This window comes from Bradyrhizobium sp. CSS354 (assembly GCF_029051725.1).
Lineage (GTDB): Bacteria > Pseudomonadota > Alphaproteobacteria > Rhizobiales > Xanthobacteraceae > Bradyrhizobium.
This window is the reverse complement of record NZ_JAACFU010000046.1, coordinates 1-16,222: the sequence shown is the minus strand read 5'-3', so window position 1 is coordinate 16,222 and position 16,222 is coordinate 1. Positions and strand designations below refer to the sequence as shown.

Annotated in this window: 16 protein-coding genes and 1 pseudogene; 6 read left to right on the top strand and 11 right to left on the bottom strand. The window is 59.9% G+C overall.

The window, feature by feature from the left end; translation table 11 throughout:
* Positions 1 to 331: 331 nt before the first annotated feature.
* Both GWG67_RS38125 and GWG67_RS38120 read right to left on the bottom strand, forming a co-directional pair.
* On the bottom strand, positions 332 to 1,096 hold the full coding sequence (locus GWG67_RS38125; protein WP_275174790.1) for a DUF5131 family protein: 765 nt from the start codon (positions 1,094 to 1,096) through the stop codon (positions 332 to 334).
* Positions 1,097 to 1,107: 11 nt separating this feature from the next.
* Entirely contained in the window at positions 1,108 to 2,223 is a 1,116-nt protein-coding gene (locus tag GWG67_RS38120; protein WP_275174789.1) for a three-Cys-motif partner protein TcmP, read from the bottom strand.
* A gap of 361 nt (positions 2,224 to 2,584) precedes the next feature.
* Here GWG67_RS38120 and GWG67_RS38115 point away from each other — a divergent pair, with 361 nt between their 5' ends.
* Entirely contained in the window at positions 2,585 to 2,692 is a 108-nt protein-coding gene (locus GWG67_RS38115) for a hypothetical protein (RefSeq protein WP_275174793.1), read from the top strand.
* Positions 2,693 to 2,724: 32 nt separating this feature from the next.
* Here the strand turns inward: GWG67_RS38115 and GWG67_RS38110 are convergent.
* The 9 genes and pseudogenes from GWG67_RS38110 to GWG67_RS38070 all read right to left on the bottom strand — a co-directional run.
* Positions 2,725 to 3,179: pseudogene (locus GWG67_RS38110) on the bottom strand (type IV secretion system protein); the annotation flags it as partial.
* A gap of 561 nt (positions 3,180 to 3,740) precedes the next feature.
* A complete protein-coding gene (locus tag GWG67_RS38105; RefSeq protein ID WP_275174788.1) occupies positions 3,741 to 4,487 on the bottom strand; it encodes a DUF1045 domain-containing protein in 747 nt (248 codons plus the stop codon).
* Entirely contained in the window at positions 4,487 to 5,218 is a 732-nt protein-coding gene (gene phnL, locus GWG67_RS38100; RefSeq protein WP_275174787.1) for a phosphonate C-P lyase system protein PhnL, read from the bottom strand. The genes GWG67_RS38105 and phnL overlap by 1 nt, the downstream gene beginning before the upstream one ends.
* A 13-nt stretch (positions 5,219 to 5,231) precedes the next feature.
* Entirely contained in the window at positions 5,232 to 6,011 is a 780-nt protein-coding gene (gene phnK / locus GWG67_RS38095; protein WP_275174792.1) for a phosphonate C-P lyase system protein PhnK, read from the bottom strand.
* Positions 6,008 to 6,814 carry an alpha-D-ribose 1-methylphosphonate 5-phosphate C-P-lyase PhnJ gene (locus tag GWG67_RS38090; RefSeq protein WP_275174791.1) on the bottom strand — a complete coding sequence of 269 codons (807 nt, stop codon included), beginning with the start codon at positions 6,812 to 6,814 and terminating at the stop codon, positions 6,008 to 6,010. The genes phnK and GWG67_RS38090 overlap by 4 nt, the downstream gene beginning before the upstream one ends.
* A 49-nt stretch (positions 6,815 to 6,863) precedes the next feature.
* Positions 6,864 to 8,057, bottom strand: coding sequence for a carbon-phosphorus lyase complex subunit PhnI (locus GWG67_RS38085; protein ID WP_275174786.1), 1,194 nt, complete (start codon positions 8,055 to 8,057; stop codon positions 6,864 to 6,866).
* Positions 8,054 to 8,650, bottom strand: coding sequence for a phosphonate C-P lyase system protein PhnH (phnH, locus tag GWG67_RS38080; protein ID WP_275174784.1), 597 nt, complete (start codon positions 8,648 to 8,650; stop codon positions 8,054 to 8,056). The genes GWG67_RS38085 and phnH overlap by 4 nt, the downstream gene beginning before the upstream one ends.
* Positions 8,640 to 9,113: a phosphonate C-P lyase system protein PhnG gene (gene phnG, locus GWG67_RS38075; protein ID WP_275174783.1), complete on the bottom strand. Its 474-nt coding sequence runs from the start codon at positions 9,111 to 9,113 to the stop codon at positions 8,640 to 8,642. Before phnG ends, phnH begins: the two co-directional genes overlap by 11 nt.
* Before the next feature lie 15 nt (positions 9,114 to 9,128).
* Positions 9,129 to 10,409 carry an alpha-D-ribose 1-methylphosphonate 5-triphosphate diphosphatase gene (locus tag GWG67_RS38070; RefSeq protein WP_275174781.1) on the bottom strand — a complete coding sequence of 427 codons (1,281 nt, stop codon included), beginning with the start codon at positions 10,407 to 10,409 and terminating at the stop codon, positions 9,129 to 9,131.
* A 245-nt stretch (positions 10,410 to 10,654) separates the two neighbouring features.
* Between GWG67_RS38070 and GWG67_RS38065 the strand changes: the two genes are divergently transcribed.
* From GWG67_RS38065 to GWG67_RS38045, 5 genes are all read left to right on the top strand, one after another.
* On the top strand, positions 10,655 to 12,088 hold the full coding sequence (locus GWG67_RS38065; RefSeq protein ID WP_275174780.1) for an ABC transporter substrate-binding protein: 1,434 nt from the start codon (positions 10,655 to 10,657) through the stop codon (positions 12,086 to 12,088).
* Positions 12,089 to 12,379: 291 nt separating this feature from the next.
* A complete protein-coding gene (locus GWG67_RS38060) occupies positions 12,380 to 13,558 on the top strand; it encodes an ABC transporter ATP-binding protein (protein WP_275174779.1) in 1,179 nt (392 codons plus the stop codon).
* Between the two features lie 83 nt (positions 13,559 to 13,641).
* On the top strand, positions 13,642 to 14,499 hold the full coding sequence (locus GWG67_RS38055) for a carbohydrate ABC transporter permease (protein ID WP_275174778.1): 858 nt from the start codon (positions 13,642 to 13,644) through the stop codon (positions 14,497 to 14,499).
* Positions 14,496 to 15,329 carry a carbohydrate ABC transporter permease gene (locus GWG67_RS38050; RefSeq protein ID WP_275174777.1) on the top strand — a complete coding sequence of 278 codons (834 nt, stop codon included), beginning with the start codon at positions 14,496 to 14,498 and terminating at the stop codon, positions 15,327 to 15,329. Before GWG67_RS38055 ends, GWG67_RS38050 begins: the two co-directional genes overlap by 4 nt.
* A 262-nt stretch (positions 15,330 to 15,591) precedes the next feature.
* On the top strand, positions 15,592 to 16,222 hold a 631-nt coding region (locus GWG67_RS38045), incomplete at its 3' end, for a transposase (RefSeq protein ID WP_275174776.1).

Below are 16,222 nucleotides of genomic sequence, written 5' to 3'. Positions count from 1 at the left end.
AGGGAATCCAAAAGCGAAATTGCAGGGTTTGGCGGCTTCAACCTCCCATTCCCTGCAATCTCAAACCGACTCGAATCCGAAAAAGAGACTCCTGCTCAATCGCTTAGAACCTTGTTCACGGACGACTGGATAGACTAGAAGGAGCTAGTATTAGTGCGATTCATCAGAAATAGCTCACCGGTCGCGGGCACTCACCAGACCAACTCAAGCTAGTGTTCTTCGCCTGAGTAGGCCGCAGCTACGGAAACGTCATCCGTAATCTGCGTTGAAACGGTTCGACATTTTTCACCGCTCACCAGCACCACTGACCATTTGGCGTGAAAAACTTAGTTTAAACCAAAATCACGGATGCCTTCGCGGTTGGAAGTTCATCCCAAGTTCGCCCGTCTAAGACGCGACCGGTTTGCTTCTTTTGCACTCCACCCCACTGCTTGAAGTGGAAGGCAACACCCGCCTCTAAGCATTGATCCCGAATAGATCGCACCCAATATGGGTCCATCGGGCGCGCGGCGGGGCCGCTTTCGCCGCCCGCAATAGCCCAGTCGATGCCCTCAAGATCCAAGTTGTCGAGTGGACCAAGCAACGGTTCTAAGCTCAAGAACTTGATGAATGCCGGTGTCGAACGCAGATGGTCAATTCGATCGGTATATTCGTCGCTTTCGACGCTTACGCCCATCCAGACGTTATTCGGCCAGGGCAGCTGGTTCGCAATGCTAGCGAGCCGTTCTGCACGTTTGGTCAAAATTTGAAAAGTGTGGTGTCGAGCACGTTGCATCACATCGAAAACCTTGCCGATGAATTCCAGCGGCACGTTCTCGTGGAACAAGTCCGACATTGAATTGACGAAGATAACTTTGGGTGTCTTCCACTTCAGCGGTATGTTCAAGGCAGCTTCGTCTAGAACGATCTTGCCGTTCCATTTGGCGCGTCCACCTGATACGCGCGTTGTGCCCGCGTACTTTGGTTGCCCCATGGCCTCCAATCGCCTAGCAAGTCGCATCGCATAGCAATTGGTGCAACCCGGCGACAGGATTGTGCACCCTGCCACCGGATTCCAAGTTGCTTCTGTCCATTCGATCGGTGAATTTGTGGCCATAGCGGAAATCCCTACTTGAACGTTACCTTTACGTGGTCTGCGAAGGTGACGGAACCTGCCCGTTTGGGTCGCTTCGCTGCTGGTGGATCAGCCGTGATCATTTCTGCTGCCTCCAGCTGTCTAAGAGCCTCTTTGTAATTCTTGTCGATGTACGGAGTATCAACGGAATGTTGTTCGTAAATCTGTCGCATCGTTAAAGTCTCGCCTGCAAACACCTTGGGCAAATCCTCTAATAGCTTGTCGAACGGTTGCAATAGCGAAAATAGTAGCGGCGTTGACGCGTCGGCTGGCGAGTACGTAAAGGACGCCACGCCTTGATCATCGGTTGAACTTTCGCTCGCCATAATCCCTTTCATGATTTCATAGCCTTTGAAGGCCTTCGAGACGAAAATTAAGCAATGTGAAATCCGCGCACCGCGTTTGAAGCGGAACGGAAGAACAAATTTCCCGCCCATATCTTTGATGGCTTGCGACAACTCTTCGAGAATCAGGCCTACACGCTGCTCCGGCGTTTTGCCATCCAGCTTCTTTCGCAGATCATCGACACGCTCAGCGCCAAATAGCGCGTCCATATGCTTTTTTACGAGTTCGTTAGAAAGCCCGGCATTGATGCGACCATAATTGAAGAAGAAAACACAGTCGCAGCCCCAGTCCTTGATAACTCCGTTCACGATTTTAAGCGACAGACCCTTGTATCCCCAAGGATCGACGAATGTGAACGACGGGATGAGACTTGTTTCGGCAAAGAACTTTTCTGCGTCTTCACCGACTGCGTTACATTGGACGCTGGGTTTGAATTTCAGCTTTTCGATACCGGGCAGCGCGTCGATTTCCTTTTGTAAACTGGAACTATGGTTCGGATCGCTATCGTTGAACAGAGTGACGAGCATTGGACTCAGGTTAGGATCGTTGATGGCATGCTCTAGTATCAACAAAGGTGTAGATGCAGCTCCATCCTTGTAACGCCCCGGCCCTGCGTACAGGTCGATATAAGCAATCTTCTTGTCGATCATCTGTTTCGCGGTAGGCGTGATCACCTTCGCCCATGCGTAGAAATACTTTTGGATGATCCGCGCTTTCGTGTCGGACTGATCAAGTTGTTCATCGAAAAATTTGTTGTTGGTCAACGGTGTATTCCCCTGCACAGCTTCGAGTAGATTCGCTGCTAGCATACACCTTGCTCCATGTCGTGTTTCCATCTGCAATCCGCAATATAACGTTCTTGTTTTGTTCTGTCTAGGTTGCAAATGGTTAGTCGGAAGTGGTGTTTCAAATTGGCTAGATGCTGAATCTATTGGGTTTTTAGCCTTGACTGGCGGAAGGGGTGTCCGCCATCCATCGCCGTCCCGCGCCACAACCTAGATCCGACGCTCCTGCTGTCTCCACGCCCGACGATCTCTCGGCCTAGCTGCACCGCTGCCGCGCGCTTGGCCCCAGGATGCCGAAGATCCGCATTGCCAGGCGGTCTGGGAGGAGAACCGCGCGCGCTTGTTAGGCAGGCCGGCGCCCGTGCCGCAACAGGCCGCGCCAGCCACACCGTCGAGAGCGAACGCTGCGGAGGGAGATAACGATGGCCGCCGCCATAGGTGGTGGTGAACTGCGAGACAGTCCGGTGCCGATGCCGAAGGCACCGCCAGAATGAAGAAGGCGATCAGGACCAGGAGCCAGGACACCATCAGGACCGCAACTGCAAAGAAGCTGGTGAAGCCCATCATCTGGCTTGCGGCGTCCAGCAGTGGGTGCCGCGCGTCGAGACCGACCTGCGCGAGCCGGCCGGGCCCCAGGAAATCGGCTGTCGAGATAGAGGAGCCGCCGGCCTTCAGGCCAAGGCCGGCGAAGCTATCGAAGATGACGCCCGAGAGAGTGTCGAGGGCGAAGAATCCGATGTAGAGCGTCTTCTTCACCAGCCGCTGGAGGATGCCTTCGTCGGCGCCCCACGCCCAGAACGGCCGGCCAAGGTGATGTCGATGACGATCAGCGTCGAGGCGAGAGAAGTGATCTCGCCTTGGATCAGGCCGAAGCCTGAACCGATATATGTCGTGAAGGTGTTGAGGAAGGTGTCGATGACGCCGACGTTGGTCAGCCGACGATCGAGCAGGCGCTTCTGTCTTGCTCGCCGCACACGCCATGCTCGGCCCCGGCGCCCAGCATCGCTAACGGTCTGTTCTCCGGCACGCCGCAGCTTGGCGCGGGCGCTGCTGTCGGAACTAGCCTCGCCGTCGCCGGCGCGGCGATGGCGGGCAGCGCTTCGCTCGCTCTCGCTGGAAGGGGAGCGATGGCGGCTGCCGCGCGTGGTGGTGCGGCGATGGGGGGAGGCGTGTCCTCCCCCTACAGCCTCGCCTCGGCCGGTCGGTCCAGCGCGGGCCGTGCGGCGGCCAGCGCTGTCGCCGCACCCGTCAGGCGCGTCGCCGAGCAAGCAACCGGGCAATGCAGGAGAGCTTCGCCTCAGGCGCCCGCGCCAGTTTCGCCAACACGAGTGGCTCCTCGACTATGGAAGTCGTTGAGGGTGGCGAGGCCGCAAGAGGGAGCCGCTTCCCAAGGAGCGAGCGAGCTTTGCCATCCAGCGCATGAAAGGCAATGAGGCGGTTGTCCTTGCCCGCCCCACTGAGACCAGCGACGAGAACCATGTGCCCGCGAGCGGAGGTCATGATCTTATATTGCCTCCTTGAGTAGGCTGCGGCTCCTCAAGGTAGATTGCGACCGGACGACAAAGTCGGCGCCCGAATGTATCTGAACAAAGAGGGAAAGAGCATTGATGCTGTAGTCTTCGCAGAGCAAGGTCCCGAAGAACCGTAGCCAACTCCCGCCGCACTTCAGGCTGGATCTCGGCGAGAACGAAATCGGTCAGGGTCATGTGGAAGCGGAAGTGATCGAAAACGTACGGGTAGCCCCATCGCAGAAGATGGGTCGTCTCGACCTCGTTGAGCGGACTGCATAAACACCGTTGAAACTCGCCGTGGCTCAGCGGCGCGCGAAAACGGTCGAACTCTTCGACGATACACGAGGCAAGGCCCTGCAAAGCGAGAGTCGGATTAGCAGGAACCAGCGCAAAGAAGCCGCCCAGCAGATCGATTTTCAGAGGACCGATCGGGCAAGAAGGCCAAGCTGTCACGAACGCGCGGAGCACTCGCTCCAATTCCTCGACGGAATCCCCACCCTCCTTCAGCCGGAACGGCGCCTTGAGCGTCGCGGGCAAGTCGGAGCGGCGGGGCGCAGTGGTAAGAGCACCGCGAATTTGGTTCGTAATAGCGGCCTCGATTCCAGCCGACGCCACGGGCGAGCATCCCGCAAAGGCGTCGCGCCCTAGCCTCGTTCTCGCCGCTACCGTCAGCGGGTGTTCCGGAGCCGGCGTGTAGTAGATCGCGTAGCGGGGCGCGGACGGTTCGGGCATTATGCGACAGGTTCCGCTGCTGTCATATTGCGCTGAGACTTACGAACGGACTGGCCCACTTTGAACAGGCGATCGGCCACAGCGTCGCGCACTTCCTCGTCATGAAAAATGCCGACAATGGCAGCCCCGCGCGCCTTAGCCTCGTTGATCAGCTCGACGACGCTCTGGCGGTTGGCGGCGTCGAGCGAGGCTGTCGGCTCATCGAGAAGCAGGACCGGGTAGTTGACCATGAAGCCTCGTGCGATGTTGACGCGCTGCTGTTCGCCCCCCGAGAAGGTGGCTGGCGCCAGCGACCAGAGTCGCTTGGGGATGTTGAGGCGCGCAAGTAGCGCCTTCGCCTTGGCATGTGCTTCATCTGCTGGAATACCAATGGCGATCGCCGGCTCGGTGACGATGTCGGTGGTGGCAACGCGGGGGATGACGCGTAGGAATTGGCTGACATAGCCGATCGTGCGACGCCGCACCTCGACCACTTCCCATGGCTCGGCGCTGACGAGGTCGATAGAGTCGCCTCCGTGTTGCACGACGACGTGCCCGGCGTCCGGCTTGTAATTGGCATACAGCGAGCGCAGCAACGTCGACTTGCCCGCCCCGGAGGGGCCGTGTAGGCAGACGCACTCTCCCGCACGGACCTCGAGTGAGATGTCGTCGAAGACGGCGATCTCTGCGCCGCCCTGAGTATGGAGCGTGAAGGTCTTGGAAAGGCCGCCGACGCTGATGAGGATGGTCATGACCAGCCTTTCCTTAGACCTGCAGGATCGAGGAGACGAGCAGTTGCGTATATGGGTGGTGAGGATCATCGAGCACTTGGTCGGTGAGCCCCTGCTCGATCACTCGACCGCACTGCATCACCATCAACCGATCGGCGAGCAGACGCGCAACGCCGATGTCGTGGGTGACGACAATGAGGGCGATGCCAAGTTCGCGGACAAGGCTGCGCAGCAGGTCAAGGAGCTTTGCCTGAACTGAGACATCGAGACCACCGGTCGGCTCGTCCATCAGCACGAGGCGAGGGTGGGTAGCGAGTCCCCGCGCGATCTGCAGCCGCTGCTGCATGCCGCCGGAGAAGATTTCGGGCAGGTCGTCGATGCGCCGACCCTCGATATCGACCTTCTCAAGCCATTCCAGTGCCGTCGCGCGTAAGGAGCCGTAGTGGCGGCTGCCAGCGGCCATCAGAGGCTCTGCGATATTGCCGCCGGCGCTGATATCAATGCGCAATCCGTCGCGCGGGTTCTGGTGAATGAGTGAAATCGTCGTTGGCAGGAATTGCTCGCGCGAGGCTTCGTCCATCTCCCAGAGATCGACGACGTGGTCATCGGAGGCAATCAGCACATTGCCATCATCCGGCTCGATGCGGCCGGCAAGACAGCGCAGCAGCGTCGACTTGCCCGAGCCGCTCTCTCCGACAATGCCGAGAACCTCGCCCTGACGCAGCGAGAACGATACCGCGCTGCAAGCCGGAACGCGCCCAAAGGTCTTGGACAGGTGCTTCACCCGAAGAATTTCCCTCACCTTCGGTTTCATGATGCGGTCCTTTCGTCGCGCCGCTCGGCGCAATAGGCGGTGTCCGAGCAAACAAAGGCCCGGGTGCCGCGATCATCGAGGAGAATCTCGTCGAGATAGCTGTCCTGCGCGCCGCAAAGTGAGCAGCACGCCTCGAAGTGTTGCACTGTGAAAGGATGGTCAGCAAAATCGAGACTTTTGACATCCGTGAAAGGTGGGATGGCATGGATACGCCGCTCCCGGCCCGCGCCGAAGAGGGCCAGCGCGCGGCTGCGGTGAAGCTTCGGATTGTCGAATTTCGGGATCGGCGATGGCGAGGCGAGATAGCGTCCATTCACCATAACCGGGTAATCAGCCGACATCGCTACGTGGCCAAGCCGAGAAATATCTTCATACAGCCGAACATACATAATGCCGTAGCGGCCGAAAGCGTGGAGTTTCCTCGCGACCGCCTCATGCGGAATGAATCTCCGCAACGCTTCGGGCTGCGGCACCTGGAAGACGATGATCTGGTCCTCAGTAAGCGGCCGCTCAGGAATGCGATGACGCGTCTGAATCACCGTTGCGTCCCCAGTACGCTCGGTCGTAGCAACATCGGCGACATGGGCGAAGAAGCGGCGAATCGAGACGGCGTTGGTGGTGTCGTCCGCGCCTTGATCAATTACCTTTAGCACATCGTCCCGGCCAAGAATGCTCGCGGTAACCTGGAGTCCGCCAGTGCCCCACCCCGGAGGAAGTGGCATTTCACGGCTGCCGAACGGCACTTGGTAGCCCGGCACGGCCACCGCCTTCAGGATCGCACGCCGAATCATTCGCTTCGTCATCTCGTCGAGATAAGCAAAACTGTAGACGCCGCTGTCGTCGAATGTGAAGTCAGTCTCCACCGAGTGCCTCCGTGATCATATCTGGCCCGGGAGTGGGTTTTGGACTGGGGTTTGCATGTCGTTCCGCATAGTCCGCGCGCATCTGGCCGAGCAGCTGCATCTCGGCTTGGAAATCGACGTAGTGGGGCAGCTTGAGGTGCTGCACCAACCCGGATGCCGCCACGCTATCGCAATGAGACAGGACAAATTCGTCGTCTTGTCCCGGGTAAGTAGCCGTCTCGTCCAGTTCGGCGGACCGCAGCGACCTGTCGAGGATGGCCATCGAGAGCGCTTTGCGTTCACTATGGCCAAAGACGAGGCCGTAACCGCGCGTGTAACGAGGCGGCAGCGCACCGTCGCTGGTCGTCAGATGCACGGTTTGACATTCGGTAAGGCAGATCGTCCCAATGCCAACAGGTATGTTGAGCTCAGGAATAGTCAGGACAATCCCAACGTCACCGGAGCGTAGTTCGGCAACGAACGGATGGTTACGCCCATAGCCGCGCATCGTCGAATAGCAGAGGCCCATCAGGAACCCCTCATCCCCACGGGCCAAGCTCTGCAGCCGCTGGTCCCGTGTGGAGGGAAACTCCACCGGATCGCGGGTGATGTCGGCAACCTTCGACTGCCCGTCAGGGCGGGCGTCCTCGACGATATCGGCCAGCGCGAGGACGCCGCAATCTTTTGTCAAGGCGTGCGCGGCTGAATGGGGTCCCCGCTCTGCAGCGTCGTCTTCGGCTTCCCTTTCACACCGACTTTCACCTTCGCCGGCGAGATCGGAAAGATCGTCGCTGCTTGCTCGCAAAAGAGCGATATCGAGGATCCGCTGGGTATAGTCATAAGTCGGCCCGAGCAGTTGGCCGCCCGGCACATCCTTGTGGGTTGTCGCGATGCGTCGGCGTACCACCATCGCCGCGGGGTCGACCGGTTCGGCGTAGGCGAACCGGGTGAGCGTGGTCCGGAAAGCGCGCAACAGGTAGACCGCCTCGGTGAGGTCGCCCTCGGACTGCTTGATGGCCAGCGCCGCCAAGTCCGGGTCATAGAGCGAGCCCTCGCTCATCACTCGGTCGACGGCGAGTGACAATTGCTCGCGGATCTGGTCGATGCCGAGGTCGGCAATCGCCGGATTGCCACGGCGGCGCTTGGCGAGGAGACGGTGCGAAGCAGCGATGGCGGCTTCGCCACCCTTGATCGAGGTGATCATGGTTCCTCGGCTTTGGTGGAGCGCGGGAGGCCGACAACCGCGAGGTCGTCGGTGAGGAAGATGTCGACGCCGAGCGGATAGCGAGCGGCATTCTCGCGCCAGGACGGCCAAAACCAGTCCGGCAGGCCACGAGGCGCGAAGCTGGTCGTCGTCTCGATTCCAGGCCCGGAAAGACGCACGACAGGCCCGCCGGCGAGCGAAGGCACTTGCAGCAGAAGCGTCGTCGACCGGTCAGGATAGGTGGCCACACCCGGATGGAAGCTGCCGAATCCCGGCATCCGGCCAACATCGCCGATCAGCGCGCAGGTGGCGGCTCTTGGATCACTGACTTGCGGCGCGTTTGTATGGAAATGGAGATAGCGCCGCACCGAATCCCGCGAGAGCGCCGGGTCGAGCCAAATCGAACAATCGGGGTCGATGAGCGTCAGCGCGATAGCGGCAAGCGGCCCGCTCATCGGCTGAGGCGGCTGGGCGGGGCCGGGAAACGAAACCGGTGTTCCGGGCCGCGACAGCGCTTTCAAGAGTCGGCGGAAAGCTGACTGCGCATCGTGAACGGGATCGCGGAATGCAGGCGGGATCAGATCAGCCGTCATGTGCCATTTCTCCCTGGCCCAGCATGAAGAAATCGACCTTGCTCCGTTGGGCCTCGCGTCGGGTCGCCCGCTCTGCTTGGCGTACGCAGCGATCGATCGCGGCAAGGATCGGGCCGATCGCACCCGCCCCGGTAGCTTGGTCACGCTGCATCAGTCCGTCAAACACGGCGGCGAGTGCTGCGTGGCGCTTGTTACGGCCGAGCACATAGGCAATGCCAATCTCGCCAGTCTCGATCTGGAGCGTACAGCGCGTCACAGTCGCCTCGCCGAGATTGAACACAGTGCCGGTGCGCCCAACCGCCCCCCGCAGCATCGCTGCGCCATGTTCGGGACGCCGTATCCACTGGAATTTTGGCCGAGCGATCGCCGCCCAGTGCCGGTCCAGTTCTGCAACCGGTGCTTTGGCAAGCAAGGTCATCCAGTTTTGCCGGCTATATTGGTTTTGCGTCACTGAGATTTTCATGTGTCTCTGACCAGCTCACAGTACCTGACGTCCGGCCGTCCAGACCCCTCGGACGACAGGACCGGCTCGGTCGGCTACGCGGATGAGGTCGGCGCGCTTGCCCACAGCGATCTCGCCGCGATCGAGAAGGCCGAAGGTTTCCGCTGGCCGCTGGCTTCCGAGTGCAACGGCCTCAGGAAGCGTTAGCCCCCCGGATTGGCTCGCTAAGTACCAAATGCCGCACAGAATGCTGGCAGGGATGTAATCTGAGCAGATGATGTCAATGAGGCCGTTCTGCGCGAGCTCCCGCACCGAGACGTTCCCAATATGTGAGCGCCCGGCGACGAGGTTCGGTCCCCCAACGATGATCGTCATGCCCTCGGTGCGGGCGGCTTTCGCCGCCTCCAGAGTAATTGGAAATTCGGAGATGGCGAGACCGTATCCGACCGCTTCCGTGATATGGGCAACAGTGGTGTCGTCGTGGCTAGCGAAAGGTACACCGCGGGCGCGACAATGTGCGACGAGGCGGCGCCGATTTTCTTCCGTGCAGTCCTGTGTGGTCGCGACGGCGGCAATCGCGGCCTCGATCTCCCCCGCCGGCGTATTTTTGCGACGTTCTAGATGGCGGAAGCGCTTCGGGTCCCGCCGCGGCCCGTCATCCATGATGGTCACGAATCGAAGTTCGGGTTGGTCGGCATATTCAAGGAAAAGTTCAATGAGATCGTGCTCGCGGGCGTCGCAGCGCAGGTGAAGCAGGTGATCAGCCCTCAGCAGGCCGTGACGGCGCGCCTCCCCAAGCCCCTTGAGCATCAGAGGCAGCAGGCGCCGTCGCTCCGGGTTGCCCACCGCCCCAACGATCAGGGAATCGAACACCGTTGTGGTCCCAGCCGCGCAGACCTGAACGTCATGAGCAATCGCAGCACCCAAGGGGTCCCAAGTCATGCCGGCGCGCGGGAGGATCTGCTTTTCGAGGTGGTCGGTATGGACGTCAATCAAGCCGGGCAGCAGATGATCGCCTTCAAAGTCGAGAGCGCCCCGCGCCTTGCTATTGTCTGTCGAAATATCAGCTATCGCGCCGTCAACGATCTGGACCGTTCCTTTGAAACAGGTCGACCGAGTCACGATCTTGGCGTTGGTCAGGACAAGTTCGCTGGATTGAAGAATGGCTTGTGGAACTTGACTTAGCGTACCGTTCGATTGACCCATCAGAGGAACGCCTCTTCTTGCATTAAAACCTGCTTGAGTTCTATCAGCAGTCAAAGGGGCGATGAGAGACAGCGCGATGACAAATCGTGTGACTTTGATGGACTTGTACAATGTCCTCAATCGAGAGGCGCTGTCCCAATCAACGTTCGACCAGGCCGCTTCAGTTTCATCGCCAACGTGAATGAGAAGTAGGGGCCCCGGATGGTTCTTTCCGAAGGTACAAGTGGCGATGTAATTCCAATTCTGTCAATTCAGCTTCATCTGGCCCGCTTAGTCGTAGCATGTCGGGCGCAATGCCGGTCCGGGCACCTAATTCGGCGCCGGCAGATCCGCCATCGCTTCAAGGCAGGGTTGTCATGATGAAAACGATTGCTTGGGTAATATCGGCCATCGCTGGCGCGCTCATCGGGGTGACCGCAGCCCATGCCGATCCGGTCACACTGCGGGTGGGCTACGCCTTTCCGGCCCGCGACGGCCTCTTCCGCCAGCCGATTGTGGAGCGGTTCATGCAACAGAACCCCGGGATACGAATCGTCACGGAAGCCAACGCCGCCGACTGCCCGGCCCTGTTGCAGCAACTCCTGAGGGCGGCGGTTACCGGCGATCTGCCAGACGTCGTTGCCTCGCTTTGCTATCCGGATATGCCGGTCCTCGCCGAGCGAGGGCTGCTCGTACCACTCGACAGCTTTCTCGCCGCTGACCCGCTATGGGCCGCGGTCGGTGTGAGGCCAGAGGCGCTCGCCGCGACGCAATGGAAAGGCAAGACGATCGCCCTTCCGGAATCAGTATCGACGAGCATTGTTTACTACAACATGGACGTCATTCGTAAGGTGCGTCCGAATCTCTCAAACTTGGATCTATCTTGGGACGATATCCTGTCGCTCGCCGACAACATCCACACATCAATCCCTGCACTTGTTCCGATTTTCTTTGAGTATTATCCCGACAGTTACAATTGGTCGTTCCACGCGCTTGTATATAGCCATGGTGGCGACGTGTTCACACCCGACGGAAAGATCGCCTTCGACGGCGCTGCCGGCCAGGCCGCCTTGCAGTTGATGCACCGCTTCGGTGAGACTGGCATGGTCGACATGACCACCGAACAGGCGCGCCAAGCCTTTGCCTCGGGCAAAATCGGCATTTATGTCGCATCCAGTTCGCGCCTGGAACAATTGACCGCCAACCTTGGATCTACGCGCGACATCCGCACCGGTCCGTTCCCGCACTCGGCTGCCGACGGCAGGATGCCTTCGGGTGGGAGCGGACTGGCGATCATGACTCGCGATTCAGCGAGCGGCGTGGGAATACCTGAAATTCGCTCTCGGCGCGGAGGCGCAAACGCTGATGGTATCGAAGACCGGATTGACGCCGGTCAACACGATTGCGGTCAAGGACCCGAAATACCTTGGCGACTATTACAAATCGAAGCCCAACGCCCTTGCTGGCCTTGCCGGGCTCGCCCGGATAAAAAGCGTGAACGTCTAACCCGGCGACAACGGGTCCCGCATCACCGCCGTGATTCGAGATCACCTGCAAAGTGTCGTTACGCTGAAACAGACGCCGGACGGAGCGCTCGTCGACATGGTCCGCGATGTCCAAAAGCTCTTGCCGAAGCATTGAATTATCTGTTTGCTTCGGCGCCATTACGGGTGCGAAGGGCGATCAATCATTCTTCGGAAGCTCGTCGCTGTTTCCCAAAATCGTCCTCTGAGCAAATTCTCCTGCGTTCGACGCTGACGAGAGGAATTCATTCTCGCGAGCTGCCGACAAGCTATCTGACTGTCATCTAGGGTTGCCAAGATCTCCAGTCCGCTGTCTCGATTGCAAGGTGCTATCAGGAAGCTGGGTGCAGAATCGTGCACCTTTGTCATCTTGGTATCGCATTGCCCAAGTGCGGTCGAATACGGCGTGGCGGCCCGTTGAATAAGCCTGGATGTGCTAAGCGATCCCTAGGATAGGTATGAATGGCGCGGTCGTACCTATTCTGTCAGTGCAGTTTCATCAAGACCGGGTAGCGATGGCCAGAATGCCTGAGCAAGGTGCCCGGCACGATGAGGGCCGGCCTGGACAGAAAGTGGCCCATGAGTGACATCCACCTTCATCACATCACCAAATCCTTTGGCCCAACGCCGGTCCTTCGGGGTATTTCGCTTGCGATCGACCATGGAGAGTTCCTGACGCTGTTGGGGCCCTCGGGGTGCGGTAAGTCGACGCTCCTCAGGATTTTGGCGGGGCTGGAAGTGCAGGACAGCGGCTCCGTGAGGATCGGAGAGGGTCTAGTTGACGGCTTGCGGCCGAAGCTCCGTGATATCGCCATGGTGTTCCAGTCCTACGCGCTTTATCCCCATATGACCGTGGCTGCCAACATGGCCCTGCCGCTTCGCATGCGGCGATTGAAGTTCTGGCAAAGGCTTCCGATCCTGGGAAGGCTCATGCCGGGCGCCCGGCAAGTGTCGGTCGAAATCGACGCAGAAGTCGCCCGCACCGCAAAGGCGCTGGGCATCGGCCATCTGCTTTCCCGAAAGCCCGGCCAGCTCTCCGGCGGACAACGCCAGCGCGTCGCCGTGGGTCGCGCGATGGTCCGCCATCCTGCCGTCTTTTTGATGGACGAGCCGCTCAGTAATCTGGATGCCAAGCTCCGGGTCCAGATGCGCGCCGAGATCAAGGACCTCCATCGTCGTCTAGGCGTCACCTTCGTCTACGTCACTCACGACCAGGCCGAGGCGATGACGCTATCTGATCGAGTCGCAGTGATGCTCGATGGCGAGTTGATCCAGGTCGCTCCACCCCAAGATATCTATGCTGACCCCGACGACCGCCGCGTGGCCGAATTCGTCGGAAGCCCCAAGATCAACCTTCTCGACGCGATTGTGCGCGAGCGGGGCTTGGCCGATGCGCTGGGCATCAGCTTCAAGATCCTCTCCGATGCGCCGCCTGGTACGGCACTCGCCCTTGGCATCCGTTCGGAAGCCTTCCACCTTTCCGAGGGCGCAGGCGTCAATACCCTGACCGGGGCGGTCCGGCTCATTGAGCACATGGGTTCCGACCTATTCGTCCATCTCGACCTCGCCGGCCTCGATCATCCGCTTATCGCCCGGCTCGCCGCCGAGCGAGCGTCCCAGATTGCGCTCGGCCAAACGCTGCATTTGTCGGTGAATCCCGACCGCATCCTGGTCTTTGGCCAGGACGGCAAGAGGCTTCGGTCCAGCGGGTCGGCGGAGACACCCAAGGTCACCCCAATCCGGCAGTTCGCCCTGTGAATGCGCTCGGTCCAACTCAATCGGTGGACGCGCCAGCGCGCGCCGCTCAGGTGCCTTTGCGTCGGCAGCGCCTTGCCGAGGGGATGGCTGCCTACGCCCTCGCGGGCCCGGCGGTCCTGCTGCTTTTCCTGCTGTTCTTCGTACCTGTGATCGCGGTCTTCGTTATCGCGCTAACCGACTGGCAGTTCGGCGCGCACACCTTCGCCTTCGTTGGAATCGCGAACTTTCGCGAGGTATTCGGCGATGACGGATTTCGAGCCTCGCTCCTCAACACCGTCATCTATGTCCTGATTGTGGTGCCCGGCACCGTGATCCTCGGCCTTGCCATTGCAATGCTAATCGAGAGCGGACGGTCGCTGCGCGCTTTTTACCGCGCCATTCACTTTCTGCCATTCATGGCGACGCTGGCTGCTATGGCGATCGCATGGGAGGCGCTGCTCCATCCTACCATCGGCCTCGTCAACCAGACTTTCTCTGCGCTGGGCTTGCCCACAGCCAACTGGTTGCGCGACGAGGTGACCGCCTTGCCGGTGCTTGCAATCATCGGCATCTGGCAGAACCTCGGCTTCGCTATGGTTCTCTTTCTCGCCGGCCTCAAATCGATCCCCCGCGACCTCTACGATGCCGCCGAGATCGACGGTGCTGACCTCTGGCTCGATCGCTTCCGCACCGTCACCTTGCCAATGCTCGGTCCAGTATTGATGTTCGTCGTCATCGTTGTGGCGCTCCGCGCTTTCGAGGCCTTCGACACCGTCAAGGTGTTGACCAAGGGCGGGCCGGGCCACGCCTCGGATGTACTGCTCTACACGCTCTACCGCGAGAGCTTCGAATATTTGCGCACCGGCTACGGCGCGGCCGTCGCGGTCGTATTCCTCGTCATCGTTGTGGCACTAACGCTCATTCAAGCCCGCGTCATGGACAAGAGGGTGCACTATCAATGAGCGCTCGCCTCTCGCCTCAGGCCGCCATATTGCGCCACGCCGTATTACTGATCACGGCAGCCCTCATCCTCACCCCCTTCGTCTGGATGATTAGCCTTTCCATGAAACCGCCGGGTGAGATATTTCGTGAACACTTCGCGTTTCTCCCCCAGCAATGGTACGCAGTGCAGAACTACAGAAAAGCGTTAACCTCCGCGCCGCTTCCGCGCTACATGGGCAATGGCGTACTGGTCTGCGCCGCAATATTGACACTCCAAATCCTAATCTGCGCTCCCTGCGCCTATGCTCTCGCCAAACTGCGCTTTCCCGGCCGTGATCTGATCTTTGGTCTCGTATTGATCGGGCTCCTTCTGCCGCACCAGGTGCTCTCGCTGCCACTTTTCGTGCTCTGCTATGAACTCGGCATCCTCAACACTTATGCAGCGCTCATCTTTCCCTTCGTGGTCTCGCCGTTTGGCATCTTCCTCTTCCGCCAGGTGTTCAAGACCATTCCCGACGACGTGGTCCACGCCGGCCGCCTCGATGGGCTCTCGGAACTGGGCATCGTTTGGAAGTTGATGGTGCCGATGGCGCTCCCGGCGGTGATTGCTTTCTCGATCTTCTCCGTCGTTGGCCGTTGGAACGACCTCTTCTGGCCGCTCATCGCGGTTCGTTCGGAGAGCCTGATGCCGCCACCGCTCGGGATTATTGCCTTCGCGAACGAGGAGGCAGGGAACGACTACGGGCCCCTCATGGCCGCCGCCACAATCGTCATTCTTCCCCTTGTCGTCGCCTTCCTCGTCGCTCAGAAGTGGTTCGTTGAAGGAATGACAGGGGGAGCCGTCAAATGATGAAGCCTTGTTGAGAGGTCGGGGAATGAACGGTCTATACCGAATCGGCCCGACGCTCTGTCGACCTGGTTTGGCGACGCCCCGGAATTTGGTAGTCGTCCGTGAACAAGGCTCTAAGCGATTGAGCAGGAGTCAGTTTTCCGGTTGGGGGGGCATTTGAGATTGCAGGGATTGGGGGCTTGAGGCCCCCAAACCTTGCAATTTTCGTTTGTGGATTCCCTTTCGCTGCGGACCATGATTCTGTGGTGCATCGGAGGGGCCGATGCGACCGAAGAAGCACAGGACGGCGGGATCGAACGATCTGTTCCGGGCGCGGCTGGACCAGATCATCAACATGAAGCACGAGCTGGTTCAGCTCGCTGGCAAGATCGATTGGGACTGGATCGACAGCGAGGTCGCGCCGCTCTACAGCGAGAATGGCCGGCCCGGGATCGAGACCCGGTTCATGATCGGGCTGCTGTTGCTCAAGCACACTTACGGGCTGTCCGATGAGGGCGTTTGCGAGCGCTGGGTTCACGACCCGTATTTCCAATTCTTCACTGGGCAAGAGTTCTTTCAGCATGCCTTCCCGCACGAGCGCTCGGACCTGAGCCATTGGCGCAAGCGGCTCGGCGACAAGTTGGAGCTGCTGCTGGCGGAGAGCCTGCGGGTGGCGCACGAGGCCGGCGCGTTACGCGGCCAGGACCTCAAGCGCGTCACCGTCGACACCACGGTGCAGCCGAAGGCCATCACCTTTCCGACCGATGCCAAGCTGCTTCATGCGGCTATCAAGGGGCTCAACCGCCTGGCGAGAAGGCACGCCGTCAGGCTGCGGCAATCCTATTCTCGTGTGGCCAAGGCCGCCGCGATGATGGCGGGCCGCTACGCCCATGCCAAACAGTTCAGCCGGCATC

What these genes read in the sequence shown, in the direction of transcription:
- GWG67_RS38125 (WP_275174790.1), bottom strand. Translation starts at nt 1,096, where the DNA reads ATGGCCACAAATTCACCGATCGAATGGACAGAAGCAACTTGGAATCCG.
- GWG67_RS38090 (WP_275174791.1), bottom strand. Translation starts at nt 6,814, where the DNA reads ATGACGAAGCGAATGATTCGGCGTGCGATCCTGAAGGCGGTGGCCGTG.
- phnL (WP_275174787.1), bottom strand. Translation starts at nt 5,218, where the DNA reads ATGACCATCCTCATCAGCGTCGGCGGCCTTTCCAAGACCTTCACGCTC.
- phnH (WP_275174784.1), bottom strand. Translation starts at nt 8,650, where the DNA reads ATGACGGCTGATCTGATCCCGCCTGCATTCCGCGATCCCGTTCACGAT.
- GWG67_RS38050 (WP_275174777.1), top strand. Translation starts at nt 14,496, where the DNA reads ATGAGCGCTCGCCTCTCGCCTCAGGCCGCCATATTGCGCCACGCCGTA.
- GWG67_RS38065 (WP_275174780.1), top strand. Translation starts at nt 10,655, where the DNA reads ATGATGAAAACGATTGCTTGGGTAATATCGGCCATCGCTGGCGCGCTC.
- phnG (WP_275174783.1), bottom strand. Translation starts at nt 9,113, where the DNA reads ATGAAAATCTCAGTGACGCAAAACCAATATAGCCGGCAAAACTGGATG.
- GWG67_RS38055 (WP_275174778.1), top strand. Translation starts at nt 13,642, where the DNA reads ATGGCTGCCTACGCCCTCGCGGGCCCGGCGGTCCTGCTGCTTTTCCTG.
- GWG67_RS38105 (WP_275174788.1), bottom strand. Translation starts at nt 4,487, where the DNA reads ATGCCCGAACCGTCCGCGCCCCGCTACGCGATCTACTACACGCCGGCT.
- GWG67_RS38085 (WP_275174786.1), bottom strand. Translation starts at nt 8,057, where the DNA reads ATGATCACCTCGATCAAGGGTGGCGAAGCCGCCATCGCTGCTTCGCAC.
- phnK (WP_275174792.1), bottom strand. Translation starts at nt 6,011, where the DNA reads ATGAAACCGAAGGTGAGGGAAATTCTTCGGGTGAAGCACCTGTCCAAG.
- GWG67_RS38060 (WP_275174779.1), top strand. Translation starts at nt 12,380, where the DNA reads ATGAGTGACATCCACCTTCATCACATCACCAAATCCTTTGGCCCAACG.